The sequence below is a fragment of the Rhodococcus sp. DMU1 genome (genome assembly GCF_012272955.1).
Classification (GTDB): Bacteria; Actinomycetota; Actinomycetes; order Mycobacteriales; family Mycobacteriaceae; genus Rhodococcus; species Rhodococcus aetherivorans.
On record NZ_CP050952.1, the window covers coordinates 1,159,731 to 1,186,201 of the forward strand.

The following is a 26,471-nucleotide window of genomic DNA, read 5'->3' on the forward strand; positions in this document are numbered from 1 at the left end:
TCAGTGTGGAGTCGTCCAACGGGCGGGGAACCACCTCGCCCCCGACGAGAGGACTGCGAAGTCGTGAAGGTTCTGAACACGAAGCTGGGCAAGATCGCGGCGACGGGGACAATCGCGTTGGCCGCAGTGGGCGTCGGCGCCGGCGTCGCGAGCGCCGCACCCGGTTCGTCCCCGGTTCAGCAGCAGCCGGCGCCGCAGCACCAGCCGGCCCCGCAGCATCAGCAGCCCGGGCTGCAGGGGCACGGGTTCTGGCTGTTCGACCAGTGGGTGCCGCTGCCGTGGTGACGACTGCGCCCGTCCATCCCGGCTGAGGGTGCGCGGCGACCGTGCCGCTCCGGCGCGGTCGCCGCGTGCCGCCCTCACGCTCGTCACCGCGGCTCCGAGTCGGCGCCGGGCCGCACCCTCGGCCGACCTGGCAGACTCGATCGGGAAGGCGATGAGGAGACAGACGGTGACGGAAACGGTGGACGGCGCTGACGACGTGCAGCTGAGGCAACCACGAGTCGAGCCGGCGCAGCTCAACCTGGACCCGCCGCAGATCGCGCTCCAACGGGAGTTCCGCCGCGTCCTGATGGTCTACAAGTTCGGTATCGACGAGATGATGACTAAGATCAACATCCTCCGGGAGGAGTTCGGCTTCGCCCACGACCACAACCCGATCGAGCACGTCAAGTCGCGGCTGAAGACACCGGAGTCGGTCGTCGAGAAGGCCGTCCGCAAGAACCTGCCGCTCACCCTCGACGCGATCCGCGAGAACATCTACGACATCGCCGGCATCCGCATCACCTGCAGTTTCATCTCCGACGTCTACCGGATCTTCGATTTGATCACCGGGCAGCGCGACGTCCGGGTCGTCCAGGTCAAGGACTACATCGCGCATCCGAAGCCCAACGGGTACCGGAGCCTGCACGCGATCGTCGAGGTCCCCGTGTTCATGTCCGACCGGGTGCAGCCGGTGTTCGTCGAACTGCAGATCCGCACCGTCGCGATGGACTTTTGGGCCAGTCTCGAACACAAGATCTTCTACAAGTACGACAAGGCGGTGCCCGTCGGACTGCTCGACGAACTCCGGGCAGCGGCCGCGACCGCCCGCGATCTCGACGTCCGGATGGAGGCCCTGCACGACCAGGTGCACGGGCCCGACTCGTCGCCCTGACCTCCTGCGGCCGAGCGAATGTATCGCTCGCTACCGCTGAGGAGATGGACGATACATTCGCTCGGCCCGGGGCGGCCCGAGGCGGCGCGCGGCACGCGTCACTCGGCCCAGCTCAGGCGTCGTGCTCGGTGAAGTCCCGGTCGTGATCCGTGGTACGGCCGTACCCGGTCTCGGTCATGCCGTGCCGCCAGTAGCCGATGACGAGGGTGGACCTGCGGTCGAAGCCCGCCTCGTTCCGCAGATACCTGCGCATCCGCAGCACAGTCGCGGATTCGGCCGAGACCCACGCGAACCGCTTCAACTCGCCGTCGGGGATCGGCACGGCGGTCGCCGCGTCGGCCAGGTGTGTGGTGGTGCCTGCCGGCGCCCCGTCGCGGTGCACCCAGCGGATCTCGATGTCGGCGGGGGAGCGCAGATCCTGTCGTTCACCCTCGTCGGCGACCTCGACGACGGCGGTGCCGCGGGCGCCCTCGGGTAGGCGTTCGAGCATGCGGCCGATCGCCGGCAGCGCCGTCTCGTCGCCGACGATCAGATACCAGTCGGCCGGGGGCGCGACGATCCCGCCGCCGCCGGCCGCCGCGATGCGGTCACCCGGACGGGCCCGCTCGGCCCAGGCGCTGGCCAGCCCTTCGTCACCGTGCCGGACGAAGTCGATGTCCATCTCGGAGGCCGCGGGATCGAGCCGCCGCACGGTGTAGGTGCGGACCTGTGCCTTGAGCGTGGGGTCGGGCCACTCGAGGCGACGGCCGCCGGTGTTGACCGGCAGGTCGAGGTCGCCGTTCTCCCGCGGGAAGATCAGTTTGATGTTGGGCACGCGGGTCGGGTCGCTCGCGTAGACCTCGACCCCGCGGCCGGCGAACGTGACGCGGCGCATGCGGGGGGTGATGTCCTCGACCTTCGCGACTTCGATGACGCTGGGCAGCAGCCCGTCTTCGTTCGACATGACCCACACCTTAGGTGAGCCTTTCCAACCTAAGGGGTGCCGGGTGGTTCGGCGGGCCGGTTCGGCATCGTCGCGGCCGTCACCGCCAGGCCCACCGCGGCCACGAGAAGGGCGACGAACACCGGAGCCACCGCGTCGGCGAGCCGCTCCGGCTCCAAGGGGCCCGACCCGGCGACCCCGTCCGCGGCCAGCGCCGAGTTCGCCAGCGCGCCGAACACCGCGACCCCGACGGCGCTGCCGATCGATCGGGCGAACGAATACGCCCCCGTCACCACGCCCCGCTCGGCCCACGTCACGCTCGACTGCGCCGAGATCAGCGCCGGGCTCGCGATCAGGCCCATCCCGAGACCGACCAGCACGCAGCACACCGCGACGTGCCACACCGGCGATTGCTCGTCGAGCAGCGTCAGCAGACCCGTGCCGGCCAGCACCGGCACGGACCCGATCATCGCGGTGTTGCGGAACCCGATCCGCAGGTAGAACCAGCCGGAACGAGCCGCCGCGAGCGGCCAGCCGATCGTCATCGTCGACAGGGTGAATCCCGCGACCAGTGCCGTGGTGCCCAGTGACCCCTGCACGAACGCGGGCACGTAGGAGGTCAGCCCCAGCACCACGGCGCCGACGAGGGCAGCGACCGCGCTGCTGGTCAGCACCACACGACGGGCGAACACCCACGGCGGCAGGATCGGCTCCGGCGCCCGCCGCTCGACCCACACGAACAGCAGCAACAGCGTCGTGCCGGCCGCGAACACCCCGGCGCTCGGCGCCGATGCCCACGCCCACGCCTGCCCGCCCTCGAGCAGACCCAGGATCAGCAGACCCGAACCCGTGGCGAGCGTCGCGGCGCCGGCCAGATCCACCCGCCGCCGGGCGGCCGGGGGCCGTGGCTCGGCGAACGCCCGCAGCAGCACCCCCGCGGCCAGCGCACACAGCGGCAGGTTGACCCAGAAGATCCACCGCCACGACACATAGTCGGAGAACACGCCGCCGACGGCGGGGCCGACGATCGCCGACATGCCCCACACGCTCGCGAGGTAGCCCTGCGCCTTTGCGCGCTCGGCGACGGTGTAGATGTCGCCGGCGATGGTCTGCGCCATCGGCAGCACGGCCCCCGCCCCGAGACCCTGCACCGCGCGGAAGGCGATCAGTGCCGGCATGCTCCACGCCAGCGCGCACAGCGCCGAGCCCAGCGCGAACAGCGCGATGCCGAACAGCAGCACGGGTTTGCGCCCGTACACGTCCGACACCTTGCCGTAGACCGGCACGAGCACGGCCTGCGTGAGCAGGTAGCTCGAGAACAGCCACGGGAACTGCGTGAAGCCGCCGAGGTCCGCGACGATGGTCGGGACGGCGGTGGCCAGGATGGTGCTCTCGAGTGCGACGAGCGCGGTGGCGAGCATCAGAGCCGCGAGAATCGGTCCGCGTTCCGAGCGCAGACCCACGTCGATCCGGGGTGCGGCCGACATCACGCTCCTGTTCGGGGTGGGGTTCCGGTCACGATCATTGTCATAGGGAACGATCCGGCGATCGGACGGGGGTGCGGTGCAGGTCGGCGCGGCGCACTAGGGTGGCAGCGTGCGTCCATCACTCCAGTCCTACCCCCACCTCGCCGGCGGCAAGGTCCGGGACCTGTATGTCATAGACGACGAGCACCTGCTCCTCGTGGCCAGCGACCGGATCTCGGCATACGACCACGTGCTCGACACCCCGATCCCCGACAAGGGCCGGGTGCTCACCGCGATGAGCGTGTTCTTCTTCAACCTGCTCGAGGTGAACCACCACCTCGCCGGGGAGCCCGACGACGAACGCATCCCCGCCGAGGTCCTCGGCCGCGCCCTCGTCGTCAAACGGCTGAAGATGGTGCCGATCGAGTGCGTGGCCCGCGGCTTCCTCACCGGGTCGGGCCTGCTCGACTACCGGAAGACCGGCGCGGTGTGCGGCGTCCCGCTGCCCGAGGGCCTCGTGGAGGCCAGTCAGCTGCCGGATCCGATCTTCACCCCGGCGAGCAAGGCCGAACTCGGCGACCACGACGAGAACATCACCTTCGAGGAGGTCGCCGACAAGGTCGGCGTGGATCTCGCCGTGAAGCTGCGCGAGGACACCCTCGACATCTACGGCCGTGCCGCGATGTACGCGGCGGACAAGGGCATCCTGCTCGCCGACACGAAGTTCGAGTTCGGCCTCGACGACGACGGCAACCTCATCCTCGCCGACGAAGTGCTCACCCCGGATTCGTCACGCTACTGGCCCGCCGAGGGCTACGAGCCCGGCAAGGTGCAGCCCAGCTTCGACAAGCAGTTCGTGCGCAACTGGCTGACGGGCCCCGAGTCCGGCTGGGACCGTGCGTCCGACACCCCGCCGCCGCCCCTGCCGCAGCACATCGTCGACGCCACCCGGGAGCGCTACATCGAAGCCTACGAACGGATCTCGGGCCTGTCGTTCGCCGACTGGTGGGGGCCGAGCGCATGACCCCGCCGATCGCCAAGCGGGTCCCGTCCGAGCGGGTCCATCACGGACACACCTTCGTCGACGAGTACGAGTGGCTCCGCGACAAGGAGAATCCCGAGGTCATCGCCCATCTCGAGGCCGAGAACGCGTGGACCGAGAAGCAGACCGCGCATCTGGCGCCGCTGCGGGAGCGGATCTTCGAGGAGATCAAGTCCCGCACGCAGGAAACCGACATGTCGGTGCCCACCCGCATGGGGGACTGGTGGTACTACGCCCGTACCGTCGAGGGCAAGCAGTACAGCATCCAGTGCCGCTGTCCGATCGCCGACCCCGACGACTGGAATCCGCCGGAGCTGGCGCCGGGTGTGGAACTGCCGGGCGAGCAGGTGCTGCTCGACGGCAACGTCGAGGCGGCCGGGCACGAGTTCTTCTCCCTCGGCGCGTTCTCGATCAGCCACGACGGGACGCTGCTCGCGTACTCGGTCGACGTCGTCGGCGACGAGCGCTACACGCTGCGGTTCAAGAATCTCGGCACCGGCGAGCTGCTCGCCGACGAGATCCCCGGGACCGCACCCGGCGCGACGTGGGCGATCGACCACAGCCACATCTTCTACCTCACCGTGGACGAGTCGTGGCGGCCGGACACAGTATGGCGGCACCGTCTCGGCACGTCCCACACCGAGGACGTCAAGGTCTTCCACGAGCCCGACGAGCGGTACTGGGTGTCGGTGGGTACCACCCGCAGCGAGAAGTATCTGATGATCTGGGTGGGATCCAAGATCACCACCGAGGGCTGGGTGCTCGAATCCGCGGATCCCACCGGCGAATTCCGGGTGTTGCTGCCGCGCCGCGAGGGCGTCGAGTACGGCGCCGAGCATGCCGTCATCGGCGGCGAGGACCGGTTCCTGGTCATGCACAACGACGTCGTCGAGGTGGTGAACGACGCGACGGGGGAGATCACCCGCGAGAAGGCGGAGAACTTCGTCCTCGCCGAGGCGCCAGTGGACGATCCGTCGGCGCTGCGCACTCTCATCGGGCACCGGCACGACGTGCGTCTCGAGGACGTCGACGCGTTCGCCGGGCACCTCGTTCTCGGGTACCGGCGGGAGGCGCTGACCCGGCTCGCGGTGTGGCCGCTGACCGCCGACGGCTACGGCGAGCTGACCGAACTCGAGTTCGACGAGGAACTCTTCGCCGTCGGCCCGGGTGCGAATCCGGAATGGCACCAGCCGATGCTGCGGCTCGGCTTCACGTCGTTCATCACCCCCAGCCGGGTCTACGACTACGTCGTGGATTCGGGAGAGCTGTTGCTGCGCAAGGCCCAGCCGGTGCTCGGTGACTTCGACCCGTCGAACTACGAACAGCGCCGGGACTGGGCGGTGGCCGAGGACGGCACCCGTATCCCGCTGTCGATCGTGACCCGCAAGGGCACGCCCGAGAACTCGCCGGCGCTGCTCTACGGTTACGGGTCGTACGAGGCCAGCATCGACCCCGGTTTCTCGGTGGCGCGCCTGTCGCTCCTCGACCGGGGCATGGTCTTCGCGGTGGCGCACGTGCGGGGCGGCGGCGAGATGGGCCGGCACTGGTACGAGAACGGCAAGACGCTGGCGAAGAAGAACACCTTCACCGACTTCGTCGCCTGCGCACGGCACCTGATCGACGCCGGTGTCACCGGCCCGGACCGGCTCGTCGCCGACGGCGGCAGCGCGGGTGGCCTGTTGATGGGCGCGGTGGCGAACCTGGCGCCGGAGCTGTTCGCCGGGATCCTTGCGAACGTGCCGTTCGTCGACCCGCTCACGTCGATCCTCGATCCGTCGCTGCCGCTGACGGTGATCGAATGGGACGAGTGGGGAAACCCCCTCGACAACCCCGAGGTGTACGAGTACATGCGCTCGTACAGCCCGTACGAGAACGTCGAGGCGAAGGACTACCCGGCGATCCTCGCGATCACCAGCCTCAACGACACCCGGGTGCTCTACGTCGAGCCGGCCAAGTGGGTGGCCAAGCTGCGCGCCACCAAGACCGGTGACGCCCCGTTGCTGCTCAAGACGGAGATGAGCGCCGGCCACGGCGGCGTGTCCGGCCGGTACGAGAAGTGGCGCGAGGTGGCCTTCGAGTTCGCGTGGGTGCTCGAGACCTCCGGGGCATACCGCGGCTGAGAACCGCCGGGGCCGAATGTCACATGCGTTCGATGTAAACGACACGGTGTGACATTCGGCCACAACGGCCACAAACGGCCACCGCGTGCCGCCGCTCAGCGCGGGGCGTAGCGGATCTGCGGCCGGCCGGCACGGCCGTACTCGGTGTGCCGGGAGGCGACGCCGTCGTCGGCCAGGCGCTCCAGGTACCGCCACGCCGTCACCCGCGACACGCCCACCGCGCTGCCCACCTCGGCGGCCGTCAGCGGGCGCGACGCGTCCCGCAGGCACCGGGCCACCGCATCGAGGGTTTGCGGCGCAACGCCTTTCGGGGACGAGGCGCGCGGATCGGAGGTCCGCAGCGCAGCCATCGCCCGGTCGATGTCGTGCTGGCCGGTGGCCGTGCCCGACGCGCCGAGCGCGTCGCGGTAGGCCAGGTAGTGGTCGAGCTTGTCGCTCAGGGCCGCGAAAGTGAACGGCTTGAGCAGATACAGCACGATGCCCCGGGCGACGGCGGTGCGGACGACCTCGAGGTCGCGGGCGGAGGTGACGGCGATGATGTCCGGGCTCGGGCGGATCCCGCTCATCGCTGCAGCCACGTCGAGGCCGCTCATGTCGGGCAGGCCGATGTCCAGCAACACCAGATCCACCGGCTCGGCGGTCCGCGCGGCGTCGGCGACGGCGCGCAGCGCGGCCTGCCCGGTGTTGGCGACGGCGACGACCCTGAACTGCGGCAGCCGATCGACGTAGGCGCGGTGGGCGTCGGCGATGCGTGGCTCGTCCTCCACGACGAGGACGCGAATCATCGTGCGCCGCCTCCGTGCTCGGCCTGCAGGGGGATCTCCGCGACGACCATCGAACCCAGCGACGGTTCGGTCCGCAGAGTGCCGCGGTGCCGCGCCACCACCTGCGCGACGAGGGCCAGGCCCAGGCCGTGGTGGTCCGCCTTCGTGGAGTAGCCCCGCGTCATGGCACGGGCGAGGGTTTCCGGCGACATCCCCGGCCCGCTGTCCGCCACCTCGACGATCATGTTCGAATCATCCTGCCGTATCGTCACTTCCACCCAGGGCTCGTCGACGGCCCGCGCGGCGTCGATGGCGTTGTCCACCAGGTTGCCGACGAGCGTCACCAGGTCCCGGGTGCCGAGCGGCGTCGCGCCCAGCGCGGTGTCGTCGGTGACGGTCAGCTCCACGCCGCGCTCGGCGGCGTCGTTGATCTTCCCCAGCAGCAGGGCGACCAGCGCGGGTTCCTGCACCGACGCGGTGAGCCGGTCGATGAGCTGCTGCGACAGGCGCAGCTCCTCCGTCGCAAACGCGACCGCCTCTTCGGGGCGTCCCAGTTCGACCATCGTGACGATGGTGTGCAGCCGGTTCGCCGACTCGTGTGCCTGCGCGCGCAGCGCGTCGGCGAATCCGCGCACCGAGTCCAGTTCGCCCAGCACCCTCCGCAATTCGGTGCGATCCCGCAACGTCATCACCGTGGCGATCCGTCGGCCCTCCCACTGCACCGGGCTGCGGTCGACGACCAGGACGCGGTCCTCGGTGAGAAGTACGTCGCCGCGGGCGTCCGAGTCCGAGCCGGCCACCCGCAGCGCTTCGGGCAGGTCCTCCGTCGTGACCGGGCCGTCGCCGAGGCCGAGCAGGCGCCGCGCCTCGTCGTTGACGACCTCCACACGTGCGGGCTCGTCGGTGCCGAGCACGATCAGGCCCTCGCCGATCGCGTGGAGGACCGCGTCGTGGTGCTCGTAGAGCCGGCGCAGCTCGTCCGGTGCGAGTCCGAGGGTCTGGCGGCGCAGGCGCCGGCTGACGAGCACGGCGCCGGCGGCCGCGACGGCCAGGGCCGCGGCCGACAGGCCCAGGAGGGCGGGCAGCCCACGGGCGAACTGGTCGGCGACCTTCGCGCGGGTGACGCCGACGGCGACCAGGCCGACGACGCGTTCGTCGTCGAGGATCGGCGCCACCGCCCGGATGGACGGGCCGAGCGAGCCGGCGTAGGTCTCGGTGAACGCGGTGCCGGCGAGGGCCGGTTCGATGTTGCCGCTGAACGGCAGACCGATCATCGCGGGGTCGGTGTGGGTGTACCGGGTCCGGTCCGGCGCCATCACCACGATGAAGTCGGTGCCCGTCGCCTCCCGGATCCGTTCGGTGCGCGGCTGCAGCACCGCGGTCGGGTCCGGCGTGCGCAGCGCCGCGGCCGTCGAGTCGGACCCGGCCAGGGATTCGGCGATGGCGAGGACGGTGCGGCGGGTGGCGTCGTCGCTGTCGCGGCGCTCGTCGATCCCGACGAGGACGGTACCTGCGGCGATGACCAGGGCGAGCACAGCCAGCTGCAGCACCAGCAGCTGACGTGCCACGCTCATCGACGGCCGGTGCGCGGTCGGCGGCACGGACGTACTCCTTCCGGATGCCGGTGGGTCCGCCTCGTGAGCGCGACATCACCTGAACGAAATGAACGCAATCTTCACCGGGTGAGGCTGCGCTACCACCATTTCTATCAGGAACGTGACCGCGATCACGAAGTCCCCCGAAACGTCCCATCCGAGAGGATCCGCCATGAGCACGTCCACAGACTCCCGGCTACCCGGTGCCAAGTCGCCGGCCAAGCGCAAAGACCGGACGCACTGGCTCTACGTCGGTGTCATCGTGGCGGTGGTGGCCGGCGTCCTCGTCGGCTGGCTCGCCCCGGACGTCGCCAAGTCGTTCGGCGTCCTCGGCACGATGTTCGTCGATCTCATCAAGATGATGATCAGCCCGGTCATCTTCTGCACGATCGTCCTCGGCATCGGCTCGGTGCGGGCCGCCGCCAGCGTCGGCAAGGTCGGCGGCCTGGCGATGGTGTACTTCCTCGGCATGTCCACCGTCGCGCTCGCTATCGGCCTGGGGGTGGGTAACCTGCTCGATCCGGGCAGCGGCCTGAACCTCTCTCCGGAGACCGCCGGCACCGGTGCCGCGCTGGCCGACAAGGCCCACGCCGCGGGCGGGACCATGGACTTCATCGCGTCGATCATCCCCACGTCGCTGCTGTCGGCGCTGACCGAGGGCAGCGTGCTGCAGACCCTGTTCGTCGCACTGCTGGTCGGCTTCGCGCTGCAGGCCCTCGGGAAGACCGGCGAGCCGGTCCTGCGAGGCATCGGCTACGTGCAGAAGCTCGTGTTCAAGATCCTGTCGATGATCCTGTGGCTCGCTCCGATCGGTGCCTTCGGCGCCATCGCCAACGTGGTCGGGCAGACCGGTCTCGGCGCGGTGGTCCAGCTCGGCACCCTCATGATCGGGTTCTACCTCACCTGCGTGCTGTTCGTGTTCGGTGTGCTGGGCTCCCTGCTACGCATGGTGTCCGGGGTGTCGATCTTCAAGCTGGTCAAGTACCTGGCCCGCGAATACCTGCTGATCTTCGCGACGTCCTCGTCCGAGTCCGCGCTGCCCCGGCTCATCGCCAAGATGGAGCACGTCGGTGTCGAGCGCACCACCGTCGGCGTCGTGGTCCCCACCGGCTACTCGTTCAACCTGGACGGCACCGCCATCTACCTGACGATGGCCTCGCTCTTCATCGCCGATGCGCTCGGTTCGCCGCTGTCCCTGGCCGAGCAGCTCTCCCTGCTGGTGTTCATGATCGTCGCGTCGAAGGGCGCGGCCGGAGTGAGCGGCGCGGGCCTGGCCACGCTCGCCGGCGGCCTGCAGAGCCACCGTCCGGAGCTGCTCGACGGCGTCGGCCTCATCGTCGGCATCGACCGGTTCATGTCCGAGGCGCGCGCGGTCACCAACTTCTCCGGCAACGCCGTCGCCACCCTGCTGGTGGGAACGTGGACCGGCACCGTCGACCGCGGCCGCGTCCGCGACGTCCTCGCCGGCCGCATCCCGTTCGACGAGGAGACCATGGTCGACGACGGCCACGGTCCGGTCGCCGAGCCGAAGCCGGCCGTCGCCGCCGAGCCGGAAGAGAAGGTGCTGGTACGCGCCTGACCCGCCTCCGCGAAACCCCTTGTGGCCGGATGTCACACCGGTTCGATCAGATCGAGCCGGTGTGACATTCGGCCACAGGCGTTCGGTCAGACGTGCGTCCGGGACAGCGCGGCGAGGTGCGCCCCGACCCGCTCGACGAGGTGGTCGAAGAACAGCGGCGGGTCGGTGGCGACGACGATCTCGGCGTTCGGTTGCCGGCCCCACATGCCGGACCAGTCGGCGACGGTGGTGCCGCGGGTGAGCCGGCCGTCGAGTTCGACGTCGACCGTCGCCGGACGGGTGGTGACGGGCACCGCTCCCAGGGCGACCGCCGCCGCGAACGGATCGTGGACGTGTGCCAGGAAACCCTGATCCTGATCGCGGTGGAATTCCATGTAGAAGCGCAGGGCGTCGGACAGGTACCGCACGACCGGGTGGGACGCCTCCGAGCGCAGTCCGCGCGGATCGTCCGGCGAGAGGATTTCGGCCGGCACGCTCCCCGCGGTCTCGGCGAGCCGTCGCAGGTGTTCGGGTCGCATCGCGATGGACTCGGTGGTGTCGAGCGGGCACACGATCGGCCGACGGCCGGGCTCGACCGCGGAGAACGCGTCGAACACCGCCTTCGCGGCCTCGGGGTCCACCGCGACGTTCCACTCGGAGGTGGGTGTGGTGTTGCCCGGGTAGTTGAACGCCCCGCCCATCACGACCAGACGACGCAACCGGTGGGGGAGTTCCGGGTCGAGCCGGACCGCCAGTGCGAGATTGGTGAGCGGACCGGTGACGAGCCCGACGAGTTCGCCGGGGTGGGCGCGGGTCAGCTCCACCCATGCCTCGGCGGCGCTGCGGCCCGACGGGCCGCGTCCGGGGGCGGGCAGGTCGGCGTAACCGACGCCGCGCGGGCCGTGCGTGTCCTCGGTGGTCATCAGCGGCGCGACGAGCGGGGCCTCGGAGCCGACGGCGACCTCGATGTCCGGCCGGCCGCACACCTGCAGCCACGCCAGGTTGTTCGTGGTGACCTGCTGCACGGGCACGTTCCCCGCGGTGGAGAGCACCGCGACGATCTCCGCGTCCGGACTCGCCAGCAGGTAGAGCAGGGCGAGTGCATCGTCGATGCCGGTGTCGACGTCGGCGACGAGGCGGGTGGGTTCGGGCACCCGCCCATCCTGCAGTACGCGGCCGCGGCCCGGAACGGCCGGGGCGGGCCGGATGGGTGTGGATGCCGACCACACCGCGGACGGACGGCCGATCGCGGCTCGGGCAGTGCGAGTGCGGTCTCAGCCGACGATGCGCCGCAACTCCTCGCGGCAGCGGCGGTAGACCTCCACCGGTTCCGCGGCCTCGCCCGCGAGGGCGAGTTCGCCCCAACGCTCCCAGCTCGTGCGCCACACGGCCACGGCCGTCTCGGCGACCAGCAGGATCGTCGCCGGGTCGTAGTGCGGGAGCTGTTCGGTCAGGCGGGCCCGGAGGCGGGACGTGAGGACCTGCTCCTGCGATGCGGCGAGCGCCTGCAGGTCGGGCTCTTTCGCCAGCAGGCGCGCGACGCGCCGGTGTTCCTCCAGGTCGGGGTCGGTCTCCCGGCTCATCACCGCCTCCGCGGCGGCCTCGACGCTTCTCAGGACGGCGGCGGGATCCGGGCCGGAGACCTCCAGGGCGTCGATCACCAGGAGCAGGCGGCGCTGTCCGGGCAGGGCGGCCTGCTCCTTGGAGGTGAAGTACCGGAAGAAGGTGCGGGCCGAGATGCCGACCCGGTCGGAGATCTGCTGGACGGTGGTCTCGCGGACGCCCTGTTCCTCGAACAACTCGAGGGCAGCCCGGTGGATCTCCTGGTGGGTGTCCAGGCGGCGCCGGGTCCGCAGATCGCGGGGGATGTCGACGTTCATGCGGTCCTTCCTCAGCCGGTGTCCTGCGATTATGACCACCTCCGTCGATGCCGGCGTGCGGGCGGCGACCCGGCCGTCGCCTCGGGTTGCCGGCTCAGGAGGGCGGTGTCGTGTCGACCAGGCCGGCGGGGAGCTGGCGGAACATCTCGGCGAGCTGAGGCAGGAAGTCGCGGAAGCCGCTGCTCTTGCGCCAGAACATGCCGATGCGGCGATGCGGGACGGGATCTTCGAAGCGCAGCAGCCGGATGTCCGGCGGCTGGGTGACCGGGGTGGTGACGGCCAGGCGGGGCAACAGTGTCACCCCGACCCCGGCGATCACCATCTGACGCAGGGTCTCCAGGCTCGTCGCCCGGAAGCCGTTGCGTTCGGCGGCTCCGGTCAACCGGCACACCTCGAGGGCTTGGTCCCGCAGGCAGTGACCGTCCTCGAGCAACAGAAGGCTCTCGTCCGCGATCACCGACATAGGGGCAGGTTCGGCCGTGGCGGCCAGCGGATGCGTGGCCGGGACGGCGAGCACGAAGTCCTCGGAGAACAGGTACTCCTGGTGCAGGTGTTCGTCGTTGACCGGGAGCGCCAGCACGGCGACGTCGAGGTCGCCGCCGCGGAGCCGCTCGAGGAGGTCCTCGGTCTTCTCCTCGATCAACAGCAGTTCGAGGTCGGGGAACCTCGCCCGCACCTTCGGTACGACATGGGGGAGCAGGTACGGCGCGAGGGTCGGGAACAGGCCGATGCGGAGCGTGCCCGACTCCGGGTCGGAGGACTGCCGGGCGATCTCGCGAATGTTCGCGGTCTCGCTCAGAATGATCCGGGCCCGCTCCACGATCTGCCGGCCCGCGTCGGTCAGGGTGATCTGACGCGGGCTCCGCTCGACGAGTTCGACGCCGAGTTCCTGTTCGAGCTTGCGGATCTGGGTCGACAGCGTCGGCTGACTGACGTAGCAGGCCTCCGCCGCCCGGCCGAAGTGGCGGTGATGCGCCACCGCGGCCAGGTACTCGAGATCACGCAGGTTCACGAGGGACGAACTATCGGACGACCGCGGCGACCGAGTCCTCGGCCGGGGCGCTGGTGCGGATGAGATGGTCGAACGCGCCGAGCGCTGCCGTCGCTCCGGCGCCGGCGGCGATGATGATCTGCTTGTACGGCACCGTGGTGCAGTCGCCGGCGGCGAACACGCCGGCCACCGAGGTCTGGCCGCGGTCGTCGACGACGATCTCGCCGCGCGGCGACAGCTCGACCGTCCCGGTGAGCCACTCGGTGTTGGGCAGCAGGCCGATCTGGACGAAGATGCCCTCCAGTTCGAGCGTGTGCGCGGTCTCGGTGGTGCGGTCCTGGTAGGTCAGGCCGGTGACCTTGTGGCCGTCGCCGAGGACCTCGGTGGTCAGCGCGCTGACGACGATGTCGACGTTCGGCAGGCTGCGCAGCTTGCGCTGCAGCACCTCGTCGGCGCGCAGCGCCGAGTCGAACTCGATGAGCGTGACGTGCGCGACGACGCCGGCGAGATCGATCGCGGCCTCGACGCCGGAGTTGCCGCCGCCGATCACGGCAACGCGCTTGCCCTTGAACAGCGGTCCGTCGCAGTGCGGGCAGTAGGTCACGCCCTTGTTCCGGTACTCGGTCTCGCCGGGCACGTTCATCGAACGCCACCGTGCACCCGTGGACAGGATCACGCTGCGGGCGAGCAGGGAGGCGCCGCTCTCGAGCTCGACCTCGACGAGGCCGCCCTCGGTCGCAGGCACGAGCTTCGCCGCGCGCTGCACGTTCATGATGTCGACGTCGTACTGGCGGACGTGGTTGTCGAGTGCGGCGCCGAGCTTGGGGCCTTCGGTGTAGGGCACGGAGACGAAATTCTCGATCGCCATCGTGTCGAGCACCTGGCCGCCGAAGCGCTCGGCGACGACACCGGTGCGAATGCCCTTGCGGGCGGCGTAGATCGCGGCCGCGGCACCGGCCGGGCCGCCGCCGACGACGAGCACGTCGAACGGGTCCTTCTCGTCGATCGCGGCCGCCGCCCGGTCCGCGGCGCCGGTGTCGAGCTTGCCGATGATCTGCTCGAGGCTCATGCGGCCCGAGTCGAACAGCTCGCCGTTGAGGTACACCGTCGGCACGGCCATCACCTGACGTCCGTCGACCTCGTCCTGGAACAGGGCGCCGTCGATCGCGACGTGCTTGATGCGCGGGTTGAGCACACACATCAGGTTCAGGGCCTGCACGACGTCGGGGCAGTTCTGGCAGGACAACGAGAAGTAGGTCTCGAAGTGCAGCTCGCCGTCCAGGTCTCGAACCTGCTGCTGCAGCTCCTCGGGCTCCTTCGACGGGTAACCGCCGACCTGGAGCAGTGCAAGCGCGAGCGAGGTGAACTCGTGGCCCAGCGGGATGCCGGCGAAGCGGACCTCGATGTCGGTGCCGACGCGGCGCACCGCGAAGGACGGGCGACGCGCGTCGTCGTCGCGACGCTCGTAGGTGACCTTGTCCGACATCGCCGCGATCTCGGTGAGCAGTTCGGCGAGTTCGGCGGACTTGGGTCCGTCGTCGAGGGAGGACACGAGCTCGATCGGCAGGGTCAGCCGCTCGAGGAGGGACTTCAGTTGGCCGGCAAGCGAGGCTTCGAGCATAGGGATCTACTCCATCGACGGGGCGGAACGGTGATCGGGGCGAAGGGAACTGCGCCGGGTGGTTCGGCGCTCCGGGGGGTGGCGCGGGGTCCGGCGGACCGGACCCCGCGCCGCACTACCGGGGTGTCGAATCCGGGTGCGTCAGATCTTGCCCACGAGGTCCAGCGACGGGGCGAGGGTGTCGTCGCCCTCTTCCCACTTGGCCGGGCAGACCTCGCCCGGGTGCGACCGGACGTACTGGGCGGCCTTGACCTTGCGGACGAGTTCGGCGGCGTTGCGGCCGATGCCCTCCGCGGTGACCTCGGTGAACTGGATGATGCCGTCCGGGTCGACGAGGAAGGTGCCGCGGTCGGCCAGGCCCTCGTTCTCACGCAGCACCTCGAAGTTGGTGCTGATCTGCAGGGTCGGGTCGCCGATCATGGCGTACTTGATCTTGCCGATGGTCTCGGACGAGTCGTGCCACGCCTTGTGCGTGAAGTGGGTGTCGGTGGAGACCGAGAAGACCTCGACGCCGAGCTTCTGCAGCTCCTCGTAGTGGTCGGCCAGGTCGCCGAGCTCCGTCGGGCAGACGAAGGTGAAGTCGGCCGGGTAGAAGAAGAAGATCGCCCACTTGCCCTTGATGTCCTCGTCGGACACGGAGACGAAGCCGCCCTCCTGGTAGGCGGTCGCGGAGAAGGGCTTGATCTGCTTGTTGATCAGGGCCACGTTGAACCTCTGTTCGGTCGATATGGGTTTCTGACGTTGTGAACACTAACGACTTTCGATAGATAATGCCAATCGACCGGTCTGATTCGATTGATAGTCTGCATCTATCGGTATGATTGGTCGCGCCCGTCCCGCACCATGAAGACGGCGAGAGTTGTTCTCTCCGCTGCCGAGCGGAGCCGGCGCAGCCGTGAGGCTCAGCCCGCCTGCAGGAACGGGTAGTCGGTGTAGCCCTCGGCGCCCGGCGAGTAGAACAACGCCGGCCGCAGCTCGTTCTCCGGGTGCTCGCCGTGCCAGCGCTCGACCAGATCGGGATTGGCGATGAGCGCCCGGCCCACCGCCACGGCGTCGGCATGGGCGGCCTCGATCAGCTGCACCGCCTCCGCACGGGTGGTCGGCGACGCGAAGCCGCTGTTGGCGATCAGCCTGCCGCCGAAACGCCGGCGCAGCTCCTGCACCAACTCACCGGCCGGGTCCGCGTGCAGCACGGACAGGTAGGCCAGATTCAGCGGGCGCACCTGCTCGAGCAGGGTGCCGTAGGTGGCCAGGACGTCGTTCCGGTCGGTTTCGTAGGCGTCCTGGATGTTGTGCTCCGGCGAGATCCGCAGCCCGACCCGGCCGGCGCCGACGGCCGATGCCACCGCCGTGACCACCTCCACGACGAAACGGGCCCGGTTCTGCGGCGAACCGCCGTACTCATCGGCGCGCTGATTGGCGGCCGGGGAGAGGAATTCGTGCAGCAGGTAGCCGTTGGCGCTGTGGATCTCCACGCCGTCCAGCCCGGCCTCGATCGCCCGGCGGGCCGCGGCGACGAAGTCCCCGATGATCGCCCGCGCCTCCTCCGTGGTCAGCGCGTGCGGCACCGGGTACGGCTGCTTGCCCTTCTCCGTGTGCCCCACACCGTCGATCGCGATCGCGCTCGGGGCGACGACCCGCCGGCCGCCGTTCACGTCGGGGTGCGTGACCCGGCCGCCGTGCATCACCTGCAGCACGATGCGGCCGCCGCGGTCGTGCACCGCCTCGGCCACCCGCCGCCAGCCGGCCACCTGCTCGCCGGTGACGATCCCCGGCTGGCCGACGAAGGCCTGCGATTCGTGGTTCACATAGGTGCCCTCGGCGATGATCAGCCCGGCACTCGCCCGCTGCCGGTAGTGCTCGACCACCAGGTCTCCGGGGACGCCGGAGGCGCCGGACCGCAGCCGGGTCAGTGGGGCCATGACAACGCGATTGGCGAGTTCGAGGTCTCCGAGGGTGACAGGTGTAAACAAATCCATGTCGGGCGCAACCGGGCTGGCGTACCCGCGATTCCCGAACGTGACCGACTGCGACCGGCGTCACGCCCGCCGCGACGGTTGTGCCGGGTCATGCTGCGCGCGAAGATGGTCCGATGACCGGCCACGTCGAGGTCCGGGCGTACGCCGAGCTGAACGACTTCGTGGCGCCCGAGTCGCGGGGCATCGCGGTGCGGCGGCCGTTCCGTGCCCATCAGACGGTCAAGGACGTCGTCGAGGCGATGGGCATACCGCACACCGAGGTCGATCTGATCGTGGTCGACGGCGAGCCGGTGGATTTCGCGTACCGGCCGCGCTCGGGCGCTCGCATAGCGGTCTATCCCTTGTTCGAGGCGCTCGACATCGAGCCGATCACCCGGCTGCGCCCGGTTCCCCTGCGTGACCCCCGGTTCGTGGTCGACGTCAACCTGGGCCGGTTGGCGCGCCTGCTCCGGTTGCTGGGGTTCGACGTGATCTGGACGTCCGACATGGACGACGCGGAGCTGGCGAGGATCGGGCGTGCGGATCAGCGGATCCTGCTGACCCGCGACCGCGGACTGCTCGAGCGCCGGGAGGTCACCCACGGGCTGTTCGTGCACGCCGACCGCCCGCTCGAGCAGATCGTCGAGGTCGTCCGCCGGCTCGATCTCGCGGCGCGGTTCGCCCCGCTCACCCGGTGCCTGCGCTGCAACGGCCGGCTCGACCCGGTGCCCAAGGACGAGGTCCTCGATCGGCTCGAGCCGCTCACCCGCCGCTTCTACGACGAGTTCTCCCGGTGCACGGACTGCGGCCGCATCTACTGGGCCGGGTCGCATCACGGGAAGCTGGTCGCCCTCGTCCGGGAGATCGCGGCGGAGGTCTGACTCAGATGCGCAACCCGACGTCGACGATCGCCTGCGCGACGGCGCGCACCGGCGCCTGATGACGGCGCGCGTAGGCGCGGATCAGCTCGAACGCCGCGGCCGGCGTGACGCCGCGGGCCTGGGCGGTGATGCCCTTGGCCTGCTCGACGACGATGCGGGTGTCGAGCGCGGTCTGCAGTTGCGCGGAGAGCTGCTCCTGCTGGCGCAGCTTGTCCGAGTTGACGATGTAGCCGGTGGCCATGTCGGCGAACACCTGCGCGGCGGCGAGCTCGTCGTCGGCCCATTCCCGGGGCTCGCGGCAGTAGAGGTCCAGGGCGCCGATCTTGACCTCGCCGAGCTGCATCGGGACACCGGCGACGGCGGCGATCTCCCGCCGTCGCGCCTCGGCGGCGAACTCCGGCCACAGATCGTCGCGGCGGCGCACATCGGAGACGGCGATGGTCTCGCCATGGGCGAAGGCGTGCGCGCACGGTCCGGCGGCGAATCGCTCCTGGCACCGCTCCATCGCCTCGATCTGTTCGCCGGCGGCGGTGACGAACCGGAGCCGGCCGTCGACGTGCAGAGTCACTCCCGCTCCCGACAGCTCGAGCACGGTGGTCACCTTGCGGACGACTGCGTCGAGGGCGGCGTCGACCTCGTACGGGGTGAGGAGGCGCTGCGCGAACTTCGACAGCGCGGCGACGAATTCCTGGTGCCGGTAGGCCATCACTACCCCCTGTACCGCGCGGACGGGCCCCGGATTCCGTCGTCTGTACTGAGTGTTCCCCGAAATGCCGAGATGATGCCGCGAAAGTCCGGATCCGGACCGCTCGACGTCGCCGAGTGGCGTCGAGCGGCCGGATCCCTAGGATTCGATCACGCGATCCGGGCGCCGCGAGGGCGCGGGCGACGGAGAAGGAGGCAGCGCGATGACCGACGAAGCCGGCGCTCGGGACGTCCCCGTCCCCGCGGCGAGACCCGAGTTCCGGTCCAGCTACCACCACGGCTTCCTGCGGGTCGCGGCCTGCGCGACGCCGACGACGATCGTCGATCCGGCGGCCAACGCGGCGGCGGTGCTGCGGGCCGCCCGGGTCTGCCATGACGACGGGGTCGGGCTGGCGGTGTTTCCCGAGATGACGTTGACCGGGTACTCGGTCGAGGACCTGTCGATGCAGGACACCGTGCTGGAGGCGGCCGAGCGGGCGCTGGCGGAGATCGTCGCCGGCTCGGCCGGCCTGCTGCCCGTCCTTCTGGTGGGCCTGCCGCTGCGGCACCGGCACCGGATCTACAACGCCGTCGCGGTCGTGCACCGTGGCCGGGTCCTGGGGGTCGCCCCCAAGTCGTATCTGCCGACGTATCGGGAGTTCTACGAGCGCCGGCAGATCGCGCCGGGGGACGATGCGAGCGGCACGGTCCGGGTCGCCGGTCACGACGCACCGTTCGGTCCCGATCTGCTGTTCGAGGCCACCGACGTTCCCGGCCTGGTGCTCCACGTGGAGATCTGCGAGGACATGTGGGTCCCCATCCCGCCCAGCGCGGAGGCCGCCCTGGCCGGCGCGACGGTGCTGGCGAACCTGTCGGGCAGCCCGATCACCGTCGGCCGCGCCGAGGACCGTCACCTGCTGGCTCGCTCGGCGTCGTCGCGGTGCCTGGCCGCCTACGTGTACTGCGCGGCGGGATCGGGGGAGTCCACCACCGACCTGTCCTGGGACGGGCAGGCGATGGTGCACGAGAACGGGATGCTGCTCGCCGAGACCGAGCGGTTCCCGCGCGGCGAACAGCACGCGGTGGCCGACGTCGACCTCGAACTGTTGCGCAACGAGCGCACCCGCATGGGCACCTTCGACGACAATCGGCGTCATCACGCGGCCCGCCTCGACGCGTTCCGCCGTATCGCGTTCACCCTCGCGCCTCCGCTCACCGACATCGGGCTGCGGCGCCGGGTGGAGCGATACCCCTTCGTGCCGTCCGATCCGGCCCGCCTCGAGCACGACTGCTACGAGGCGTACAACATCCAGGTCGCCGGGCTCGAGCAGCGCCTGCGTGCGCTGAGTGGTCCGACGCTGGGCGGTCCGAAGGTCGTGATCGGCGTGTCGGGCGGACTGGACTCCACGCACGCGCTCATCGTCGCCGTCAAGGCGATGGACCGCCTCGGCCGTCCGCGCGAGGACGTGCTCGCCTTCACCCTCCCGGGGTTCGCGACGAGTGACCGGACCCGGGAGAACGCCCGCCGGCTGTGCCACTCGCTCGGGGTGACGCTCGAGGAAATCGACATCACCCGTGCCGCGCGCGTGATGCTGGAGGACCTGGGTCACCCGTTTGCGCGCGGCGAGCGGGTCTACGACATCACGTTCGAGAACATCCAGGCCGGGCTGCGCACCGACTATCTGTTCCGGGCCGCGAACCAGCGCGGCGGCCTGGTGCTCGGGACGGGCGACCTGTCGGAGATCGCGCTGGGCTGGTCCACGTACGGCGTCGGGGACCAGATGTCGCACTACAACGTCAACGCCGGGGTGCCGAAGACGCTCATCCAGCATCTGATCCGCTGGGTCGTCTCGTCCGGGCAATTCGACGACGAGGTCGGCGCCACCCTCGAGGCCGTGCTGGGCACCGAGATCAGTCCCGAGCTCGTCCCCGTCGAGGAGGGGGAGACGCCGCAGAGCACCCAGGCCACGATCGGTCCCTACGACCTGCACGACTTCTTCCTGTTCCAGGTGCTGCGCTTCGGGTTCCGGCCGTCGAAGATCGCCTACCTCGCATGGCAGGCCTGGCACGAGGCCGGCGCCGGGGAGTGGCCGTCCGGCCATCCCGGGCACGCCCGCCGCGAGTACGACCTGCCCGAGATCCGGCGGTGGCTGGGTGTGTTCGTCCAGCGGTTCTTCGCCTTCAGCCAGTTCAAGCGGTCCGCGATGCCGAACGGGCCGAAGGTCGCCGCCGGGGGGTCCCTCTCACCGCGCGGGGACTGGCGTGCGCCCTCCGACGCGTCCGCGCGCATCTGGCTCGACGAACTCGATCGGGAGGTGCCGGAGGACCGGGGCGGATCAGGTTCCGAGGAACTCCGTCAGCGGTGAGACGGCTCGTCGCCCGCGCATCGCCGCCGAGATGCCGTCGAGGATGTGCTCGAGGACAGCCGCCGACGTGGCGAAGTTGATCCGCACGAATCCCGCTGCCGCGCTTCCGAAGGGTCTGCCGCCGTCGACCAGCACCCGGCCGAGGTCCCGGATCCGGCGGATCGGATCGTCGACGGGTGCGGCCGAGACATCGACCCAGCTGAGGTAGGTGGCTTCCGGCAGATGGTGGCGGGCTTCCGGCAGGTGCTCGCGCAGGACCGTGTCGACACGTCGCCGGTTGCGGTCGAGCACTCGGAGCAGCGTGTCCTGCCAGCTCTGGCAGCGTTGCCATGCGGCCAGTGTGCCGAGCACCGCCGGGGTCGATACGGTTCCGTACAGGTCGGGCGGTTCGCCGTCCCGCACGGCGAGCAACTGCTTCGACCCGTAGTGCGCGACGGCGCAGCGCAGTCCGGCGATGTTGAAGGCCTTTCCGGCCGACGTGACGGTGATCGTCCGAGCTGCCGCCTCCGGACTGATCGACGCGAACGGGATGTGCCGGTGCGGCGCGTAGATCAGCTCCGCATGAATCTCGTCGCTGACGACGAGAAGGTCGAACTCGACGGCCAGTTCGGCGATGCGGGTGAGTTCGGAACGGGTGTGGACGCGTCCGGTCGGGTTGTGCGGATCGACCAGGACGAGCACTTTCGGGCGCTCGGCGGCGAGCGACGCCCTGAGCGTCTCGAAGTCGAGCCGCCACCCGTCCTGTGTGTCGGCGAACGGGAATTCGACCGTCCTGCGGCCCATGGCCGCGATGGTGGCGAGGAACGGCGGGTAGTTCGGAGTCTGGATCACGACGGCGTCGCCGCGCTCGGTGTGCAGGTGCAGGATCAGTTGCAGGGCCTGGATGAGATCGGTCTGCTCCCGGACGTCGGCGGGGTCGACCGTCCATCCGTATCGGGACTGCATCCGCCGGGCGAACTCCGCACGCAGCGGGGTACCGCCGAGCCAATCGGGGTAGCCGAGTTCTCCCGACCGGGCCGACTTGCACAGCGCGTCCCGGATCTCGGGGGCGATCGGGAAGTCCATGTCGGCCACCCAGGCCGGCAGGGCGCCCGCGCGGACGGCACGTGCCCACTTGACCCCGGTGCGACGGACGAGATCGCCGATCTCGATATCGTCGAATCCGGGATACCGGGCCTCCGATGCCGGAGGCAATCCGGTCATCGGACGGTCCCGGAACGGGGGTCCCCCGAGCAGTCCATGCAGTGAGTGTGCCCGTGCCGCGTACCGGACGGAAGCGAACCCGAAATCCGATCCGCCTTCGTCCGCAGCTGCCCGTGGACTCCGCGAGTGGTCGATCGACGTTCGAAAGCGCCTGCCTGCCGTGCCCGTCGCGCAGCACCTGGCACGGGGTGTGGTTGACGGCGCCTGCGTGATGGGTGGAGCCTGACGACATGGCGAGGCGGTTGCCGGAGTGGGAGTTGCTGGTACCCGGGGAGGGGCCGTATGTCGGCACGATCCGGATCGAGGACGAGGCGGGGCGGCCGGTGCCGATCGCCGGCGGGGTTGCGGTGGGGGCGTGCGCGTGGCGGGCGGAGTGTCTGCATTGTGACTGGCTGGGCAGCACGGCGGTGCGGGTCGGTTCGGGCGAGGCGTTGCGTCCGGGGCGCCTGACGCGGGAAAAGCTCGAGGAGGAGTGGGTGCGCCACATCTATCGGGTGTCGGCGAAGGCGGCGGTGCTCGATGCGCTCGAGCAGCTCGACCGGTTGGCGGCCGAACAGCAGGCCCTGACCGAAGTGGTGGACGAGGGGGTACGGCGCCTGCGCGCCGAGGGTGCCTCGTGGGCGCAGGTGGGGGAGCTGGTGGGGATGACGCGTCAGTCGGCGTGGGAGCACTGGGCGGACTCGTCGGCGGCGCGCCGGCACCGCCGATGACGGTTGAAGAGTGCGCGCGCCGTAAATCGGGGCTGTCAGCCCCTCCTGACCCCTGACGTTGATGTGGCGGCGTGAACAGTGGAGTTCTGCGCAACGGTGAAGTGCCGGTCGGTGCCGGGGCGCTCGATTTCGTCCAGGGCGGCCACGGCGAGGTCCTCGGCGGTGATGCGGGAGGTGCCGTCCGGCTCGGTGAGCAGGGTGGTGGTTCCCCGGCGGTACGTGCCGGTGCGGGTACCGGGTTCGAGGATCGCGGGCGGGCTGAGATAGGTCCAGCGGTGGTTCGGGTGCTGGACGCAGGTGCGGAGTTGGGTGGCGCTGGCGTCGGCGATCGCTCGCCATTCGATCGGCACATAGTTCGGATCGTCGATGACCGACAGGTCGCCCTTGTGCGGTGAGCGTAAGGGCCCGGCCCCGCCGATGACGAGTAGACGGGCGCCGGCCCGGCCTGCCGCGTCCAGAACTGCGGTGGTCAGCGGTGCGATCGTCTGCTCCTGGCCGGGAGCCGCACGGACGGCGAGGATCGCGGCGTGGACGTCGGCGAGTGCGGCCTCGAGTTGCCCGGGTGCGCCGGCATCGACGGCGAGGGGAGTAACGGCGGGGTCCGGGTGTGTGCCGGGGTGCCGGGCGGCGGCGGTGACGCGGTGCCCGCGGGCGGCGGCTTCGGTGACGAGGCGCGAGCCGACCATGCCGGTGGCGCCGATGACGGTGATGTTCACGACGGGAGTCCTTTCCTCGTACGGGGACGAGGGATGACCTGTCCGGCGCCCAGCGCTGCGAGGGCGAACGCGAAGCCGACACGTTGGAGTGCGCTGAGGGTTTCTCCTGCCACGACGACGCCGAGGACGGCGGCCACGAGTGGGGAGAGCAGTCCGAGCAGAGCCGTCGCGGTGACCGGCAGGGTGCGCAGGCCGTTGAACCAGAGGGAATAGGCGAGAAGCCCGCCGACGATGCCGAGCCAGAGGTAGCCCGCCACGGCGGGGGCGCCGATTCGGCTGGGAATCCCCTCGAACAACAGCGTCGGGGCCAGCAGCACCAGGCCTCCGGCGGTGAGCTGCCAACCTGCGAAGCCGATCGCGCTGACTTCCTCGGGCCGGCCCCACCGTTTGGTGAGAACGACGCCGGTTCCCATCGCAGCGGCACCGGCCAGACCGGCGATGATGCCGGCGGGGTCGAACATCGCTCCGGGGCCCAGCACCACCAGCCCCACCCCGATCACGCCGACGACGCCCCAGCCCAGGCGCCAGAGCGAGAGGCGTTCGGACAGAACGATCACGGCGAGGACGGCGACGAGGATCGGCTGGGTCGCCCCGAGAGTGGCGGCCACTCCGCCGGGCAGTCGTTCGGCGGCGAGGAACAGCAGCGGGAAGAACAGGCCGATGTTCAAGGCGCCCAGCACCGCGGCCTTCCACCACCATGCCCCGCGCGGAAGCGTGCGGGAGAGCAGGAGGCCGAGTGCGCCTGCGGGCAGAGCGCGCATGAGCGCGGCGAACAGGGGGTGGTCAGGCGGCAGCAGTTCGGTGGTGACGAGGTAGGTCGTGCCCCACACCACCGGGGCCACGGCGGTCGCCGCGGTGAGCGCCGCACGATTCGTCACCGGGCCGGGTGACGTGGGCGGAGAAGTGGTCGTCGTAGTCACCCCACCACTGTCGTGCCCTTTCGGTTGATGAGTCCAACACATGCTTTTCATCACAACGATCGCGATGCACGATAGATGGATGGAGTTGCAGCAACTGAGGTATGTGCTCGCCGTGGCAGAGAAGAAGAACTTCACCCGAGCGGCCGAGCAGTGCTTCGTCGTCCAATCGGCGCTCAGTCACCAGATCAAGGCGCTCGAACAAGAGCTGGGCGTGCCGCTGTTCGCCCGGACCAGCCGTCGGGTCGAGCTCACTGATGCCGGGGCGGCGTTCCTGCCCGCGGCGCGGGCGAGTCTGGAGGCCGCCGAGCGTGCTGCCGCCGACGCGGCAGCGACCGTAGGGCAGATCCGTGGCCCGTTGACGATCGGTGTCATCCCCACCGTGACCGCCATCGACATTCCCACTGCGCTGGGCGAATTCCACCGCGCTCACCCGGCGGTGAGCATCGCGCTTCGAAACGGCGGCAGCGACGAACTCGTGACCGCGATCCGCGCGGGCGAGGTCGACATCGCCGTGCTGGGCCTGCCTGACGCGACCACCCCTCACCGTGTCCGGTTCATCGAGTTGGCCCGCGAACGTCTCGTTGCCGTTCTCGCCGCTGATCATCGACTGTCGGGGCGGCGCCGCCTGCGCCTACGCGATCTGGCAGACGAGACCTTCGCGGATTTTCCCGCCGGGACGCAGGGGCGCGCACAGAGCGACCGGGCCTTCGATGCTGCCGAACTCCGGCGCGAGGTGACTTTCGAATCGATGTCTACCGATCTGATCCTCGACCTCGTGAAACAGGGCCTCGCCGTTGCACTGCTGCCCCCCGCCTTCGTCCCCTCGAACCCGAACCTGGTCCAGGTGCCCGTCAGCGACGGGCCGACCCGAGTCGAATACCTCGCCTGGAGCGACTTCGACCCCGCGCCCGCCGCGGTGGCATTCCTGGACGCATTGCACTCTCAGATGGCATCGAATTAACTGAATTCCAACCCATTCCGATGCGACCTTTGCCACGCGGTGCGGCGCCTCACGCCGCGCCCCACATTGCTCTGCCATACAGCCTCGATTCTGTAACTGCGTCAGGAGCGATGACCACACCTGTTCTGCAGGACGAGGTGACTGAGGTCGATGCCGTGGGAGTGTGGGAGGAAGTTCACGAACGCTACGCCGAGCGTTTCGCGATCGACCCGACGCCAAGACGGCGCTTCCTGGCGGCTCAGCGTGTCGGCAAATGATGATCCGGCAAGCCTCGATCCACCGACTCACCGTGATTGAAGGCTGATTCGGCATACGGTGGCGGATCCGACATGCAGATATGAATGAACTTCCGACCTGGGTGTCGGAGTGTCCACTGGGTTTGTTTCGGTCGCCCCGTCTCTGGCCGGGTTGTCAGGTGTCCATCTGATTTGGTGGTCCGCAGACTCGGGTGAACAGTTCGGTCCATGACCAGGCGTGCGGCACCGCAGGGCGATCCACGGGAGTGTTTGCGGAGGCGTTGGGCGACGATCGCAGGTGCGGCCTGCTGGGTGGCGACGGCGTCGAGTTGGCGGATGTTCCCGAAGGTGAACGCCCGCAGGAACGAACCCGATGTCGAGGGCGCATAGGGTCGGTCGAACCCCTTGCTCATCGCCCCGTGCCGCAGCAGCGCCATGTCATCGATGCTGTCCAGCGCCGGCGATCATGCCCGCGACCAGCGAGGTCACCTAGCGGCCCGCGTTCGCGCCCGTATCCGTGGCCACGGAAAGAGGGTCATCGCCCAGGGTCCGTAACCCGGCATCCTGGGCGGCGTCACCAACGGGATCAGTCCAGCACACGAGACCGGATTCGAGTCGTCGAAGGACGCATCGGTCACCGGACGAGTTGTCGACAGCTGCGCGGACGAGCCTCTCGAATCGACGCAATGCTGATATGGCCGGGCCGGGTTTTCGGAAGTGC

24 protein-coding genes and 1 pseudogene are annotated in these 26,471 nt (G+C 69.8%); 10 read left to right on the plus strand and 15 right to left on the minus strand.

Going from position 1 to position 26,471, the window contains the following annotated elements:
- The first annotated feature begins 63 nt into the window (after nt 1–63).
- Both HFP48_RS05465 and HFP48_RS05470 read left to right on the plus strand, forming a co-directional pair.
- Nucleotides 64–285 carry a hypothetical protein gene (locus HFP48_RS05465; RefSeq protein WP_168579184.1) on the plus strand — a complete coding sequence of 74 codons (222 nt, stop codon included), beginning with the start codon at nt 64–66 and terminating at the stop codon, nt 283–285.
- A 178-nt stretch (nt 286–463) separates the two neighbouring features.
- Complete coding sequence (locus HFP48_RS05470; RefSeq protein ID WP_168580519.1) at nt 464–1,156, plus strand: GTP pyrophosphokinase family protein; 693 nt, start codon at nt 464–466, stop codon at nt 1,154–1,156.
- Nucleotides 1,157–1,268: 112 nt separating this feature from the next.
- Here HFP48_RS05470 and HFP48_RS05475 read toward each other — a convergent pair whose 3' ends face one another.
- Nucleotides 1,269–2,099: a siderophore-interacting protein gene (locus HFP48_RS05475; protein WP_065922998.1), complete on the minus strand. Its 831-nt coding sequence runs from the start codon at nt 2,097–2,099 to the stop codon at nt 1,269–1,271.
- Nucleotides 2,100–2,128: 29 nt separating this feature from the next.
- Nucleotides 2,129–3,565 carry an MFS transporter gene (locus HFP48_RS05480; RefSeq protein WP_050034621.1) on the minus strand — a complete coding sequence of 479 codons (1,437 nt, stop codon included), beginning with the start codon at nt 3,563–3,565 and terminating at the stop codon, nt 2,129–2,131.
- Between the two features lie 109 nt (nt 3,566–3,674).
- Here HFP48_RS05480 and HFP48_RS05485 point away from each other — a divergent pair, with 109 nt between their 5' ends.
- Together HFP48_RS05485 and HFP48_RS05490 are read left to right on the plus strand one after the other, a co-directional pair.
- Nucleotides 3,675–4,568, plus strand: a complete 894-nt coding sequence (locus HFP48_RS05485) for a phosphoribosylaminoimidazolesuccinocarboxamide synthase (protein ID WP_006931941.1) — start codon at nt 3,675–3,677, stop codon at nt 4,566–4,568.
- A complete protein-coding gene (locus HFP48_RS05490) occupies nt 4,565–6,706 on the plus strand; it encodes a S9 family peptidase (RefSeq protein WP_037201420.1) in 2,142 nt (713 codons plus the stop codon). The genes HFP48_RS05485 and HFP48_RS05490 overlap by 4 nt, the downstream gene beginning before the upstream one ends.
- A 95-nt stretch (nt 6,707–6,801) precedes the next feature.
- Here HFP48_RS05490 and HFP48_RS05495 read toward each other — a convergent pair whose 3' ends face one another.
- Nucleotides 6,802–7,491: a response regulator gene (locus HFP48_RS05495; RefSeq protein ID WP_006931945.1), complete on the minus strand. Its 690-nt coding sequence runs from the start codon at nt 7,489–7,491 to the stop codon at nt 6,802–6,804.
- Nucleotides 7,488–9,044, minus strand: coding sequence for a sensor histidine kinase (locus HFP48_RS05500; RefSeq protein ID WP_168580520.1), 1,557 nt, complete (start codon nt 9,042–9,044; stop codon nt 7,488–7,490). The genes HFP48_RS05495 and HFP48_RS05500 overlap by 4 nt, the downstream gene beginning before the upstream one ends.
- Before the next feature lie 193 nt (nt 9,045–9,237).
- Between HFP48_RS05500 and HFP48_RS05505 the strand changes: the two genes are divergently transcribed.
- A complete protein-coding gene (locus HFP48_RS05505; protein WP_168579185.1) occupies nt 9,238–10,644 on the plus strand; it encodes a cation:dicarboxylase symporter family transporter in 1,407 nt (468 codons plus the stop codon).
- Between the two features lie 86 nt (nt 10,645–10,730).
- Here the strand turns inward: HFP48_RS05505 and HFP48_RS05510 are convergent, their stop codons facing one another.
- The 6 genes from HFP48_RS05510 to HFP48_RS05535 all read right to left on the minus strand — a co-directional run bounded on the left by HFP48_RS05510 (nt 10,731) and on the right by HFP48_RS05535 (nt 17,094).
- A complete protein-coding gene (locus tag HFP48_RS05510; RefSeq protein ID WP_168579186.1) occupies nt 10,731–11,777 on the minus strand; it encodes a nucleoside hydrolase in 1,047 nt (348 codons plus the stop codon).
- Nucleotides 11,778–11,897: 120 nt separating this feature from the next.
- Nucleotides 11,898–12,503 carry a TetR family transcriptional regulator gene (locus tag HFP48_RS05515; RefSeq protein WP_006931956.1) on the minus strand — a complete coding sequence of 202 codons (606 nt, stop codon included), beginning with the start codon at nt 12,501–12,503 and terminating at the stop codon, nt 11,898–11,900.
- Between the two features lie 94 nt (nt 12,504–12,597).
- The gene (locus HFP48_RS05520) at nt 12,598–13,515 is read right to left on the minus strand and encodes a LysR substrate-binding domain-containing protein (RefSeq protein WP_006931958.1); all 918 of its coding nucleotides are present in this window, start codon (nt 13,513–13,515) and stop codon (nt 12,598–12,600) included.
- A gap of 10 nt (nt 13,516–13,525) precedes the next feature.
- Nucleotides 13,526–15,115 (minus strand): alkyl hydroperoxide reductase subunit F, encoded by a 1,590-nt coding sequence (ahpF, locus tag HFP48_RS05525; RefSeq protein ID WP_168579187.1) that lies wholly within the window; start codon nt 15,113–15,115, stop codon nt 13,526–13,528.
- Nucleotides 15,116–15,256: 141 nt separating this feature from the next.
- On the minus strand, nt 15,257–15,820 hold the full coding sequence (gene ahpC, locus HFP48_RS05530; protein ID WP_050034622.1) for an alkyl hydroperoxide reductase subunit C: 564 nt from the start codon (nt 15,818–15,820) through the stop codon (nt 15,257–15,259).
- Nucleotides 15,821–16,017: 197 nt separating this feature from the next.
- Complete coding sequence (locus HFP48_RS05535; RefSeq protein WP_168579188.1) at nt 16,018–17,094, minus strand: alkene reductase; 1,077 nt, start codon at nt 17,092–17,094, stop codon at nt 16,018–16,020.
- A gap of 113 nt (nt 17,095–17,207) precedes the next feature.
- On the opposite strand from HFP48_RS05535, the gene HFP48_RS05540 reads away from it, so the two are divergent.
- The gene (locus tag HFP48_RS05540) at nt 17,208–17,954 is read left to right on the plus strand and encodes a Mut7-C RNAse domain-containing protein (protein ID WP_168579189.1); all 747 of its coding nucleotides are present in this window, start codon (nt 17,208–17,210) and stop codon (nt 17,952–17,954) included.
- 1 nt (nt 17,955) lies between these two features.
- Here the strand turns inward: HFP48_RS05540 and HFP48_RS05545 are convergent, their stop codons facing one another.
- Nucleotides 17,956–18,660, minus strand: coding sequence for a GAF and ANTAR domain-containing protein (locus HFP48_RS05545; RefSeq protein ID WP_168579190.1), 705 nt, complete (start codon nt 18,658–18,660; stop codon nt 17,956–17,958).
- A 202-nt stretch (nt 18,661–18,862) separates the two neighbouring features.
- On the opposite strand from HFP48_RS05545, the gene HFP48_RS05550 reads away from it, so the two are divergent.
- Nucleotides 18,863–21,004: an NAD(+) synthase gene (locus HFP48_RS05550; RefSeq protein ID WP_168579191.1), complete on the plus strand. Its 2,142-nt coding sequence runs from the start codon at nt 18,863–18,865 to the stop codon at nt 21,002–21,004.
- Here HFP48_RS05550 and HFP48_RS05555 read toward each other — a convergent pair.
- Nucleotides 20,975–22,207: an aminotransferase class I/II-fold pyridoxal phosphate-dependent enzyme gene (locus HFP48_RS05555; protein WP_168579192.1), complete on the minus strand. Its 1,233-nt coding sequence runs from the start codon at nt 22,205–22,207 to the stop codon at nt 20,975–20,977. The two genes, HFP48_RS05550 and HFP48_RS05555, sit on opposite strands and share 30 nt — an antisense overlap.
- A gap of 230 nt (nt 22,208–22,437) precedes the next feature.
- On the opposite strand from HFP48_RS05555, the gene HFP48_RS05560 reads away from it, so the two are divergent.
- Complete coding sequence (locus HFP48_RS05560; protein ID WP_006931977.1) at nt 22,438–22,917, plus strand: hypothetical protein; 480 nt, start codon at nt 22,438–22,440, stop codon at nt 22,915–22,917.
- Between the two features lie 35 nt (nt 22,918–22,952).
- Here HFP48_RS05560 and HFP48_RS05565 read toward each other — a convergent pair whose 3' ends face one another.
- Together HFP48_RS05565 and HFP48_RS05570 are read right to left on the minus strand one after the other, a co-directional pair.
- Entirely contained in the window at nt 22,953–23,633 is a 681-nt protein-coding gene (locus tag HFP48_RS05565; protein WP_168579193.1) for an NAD(P)H-binding protein, read from the minus strand.
- Nucleotides 23,630–24,595 carry an EamA family transporter gene (locus tag HFP48_RS05570; RefSeq protein ID WP_202916655.1) on the minus strand — a complete coding sequence of 322 codons (966 nt, stop codon included), beginning with the start codon at nt 24,593–24,595 and terminating at the stop codon, nt 23,630–23,632. The genes HFP48_RS05565 and HFP48_RS05570 overlap by 4 nt, the downstream gene beginning before the upstream one ends.
- A 37-nt stretch (nt 24,596–24,632) precedes the next feature.
- On the opposite strand from HFP48_RS05570, the gene HFP48_RS05575 reads away from it, so the two are divergent.
- Both HFP48_RS05575 and HFP48_RS05580 read left to right on the plus strand, forming a co-directional pair.
- Nucleotides 24,633–25,514 (plus strand): LysR substrate-binding domain-containing protein, encoded by an 882-nt coding sequence (locus tag HFP48_RS05575; RefSeq protein WP_168580521.1) that lies wholly within the window; start codon nt 24,633–24,635, stop codon nt 25,512–25,514.
- Between the two features lie 110 nt (nt 25,515–25,624).
- Nucleotides 25,625–25,771 carry a hypothetical protein gene (locus HFP48_RS05580; protein ID WP_168579194.1) on the plus strand — a complete coding sequence of 49 codons (147 nt, stop codon included), beginning with the start codon at nt 25,625–25,627 and terminating at the stop codon, nt 25,769–25,771.
- 203 nt (nt 25,772–25,974) lie between these two features.
- On the opposite strand, the pseudogene HFP48_RS31485 reads toward HFP48_RS05580, so the two are convergent.
- Nucleotides 25,975–26,406 (minus strand): annotated as a pseudogene (locus tag HFP48_RS31485) (IS1380 family transposase); the annotation flags it as partial.
- Nucleotides 26,407–26,471: the final 65 nt, after the last annotated feature.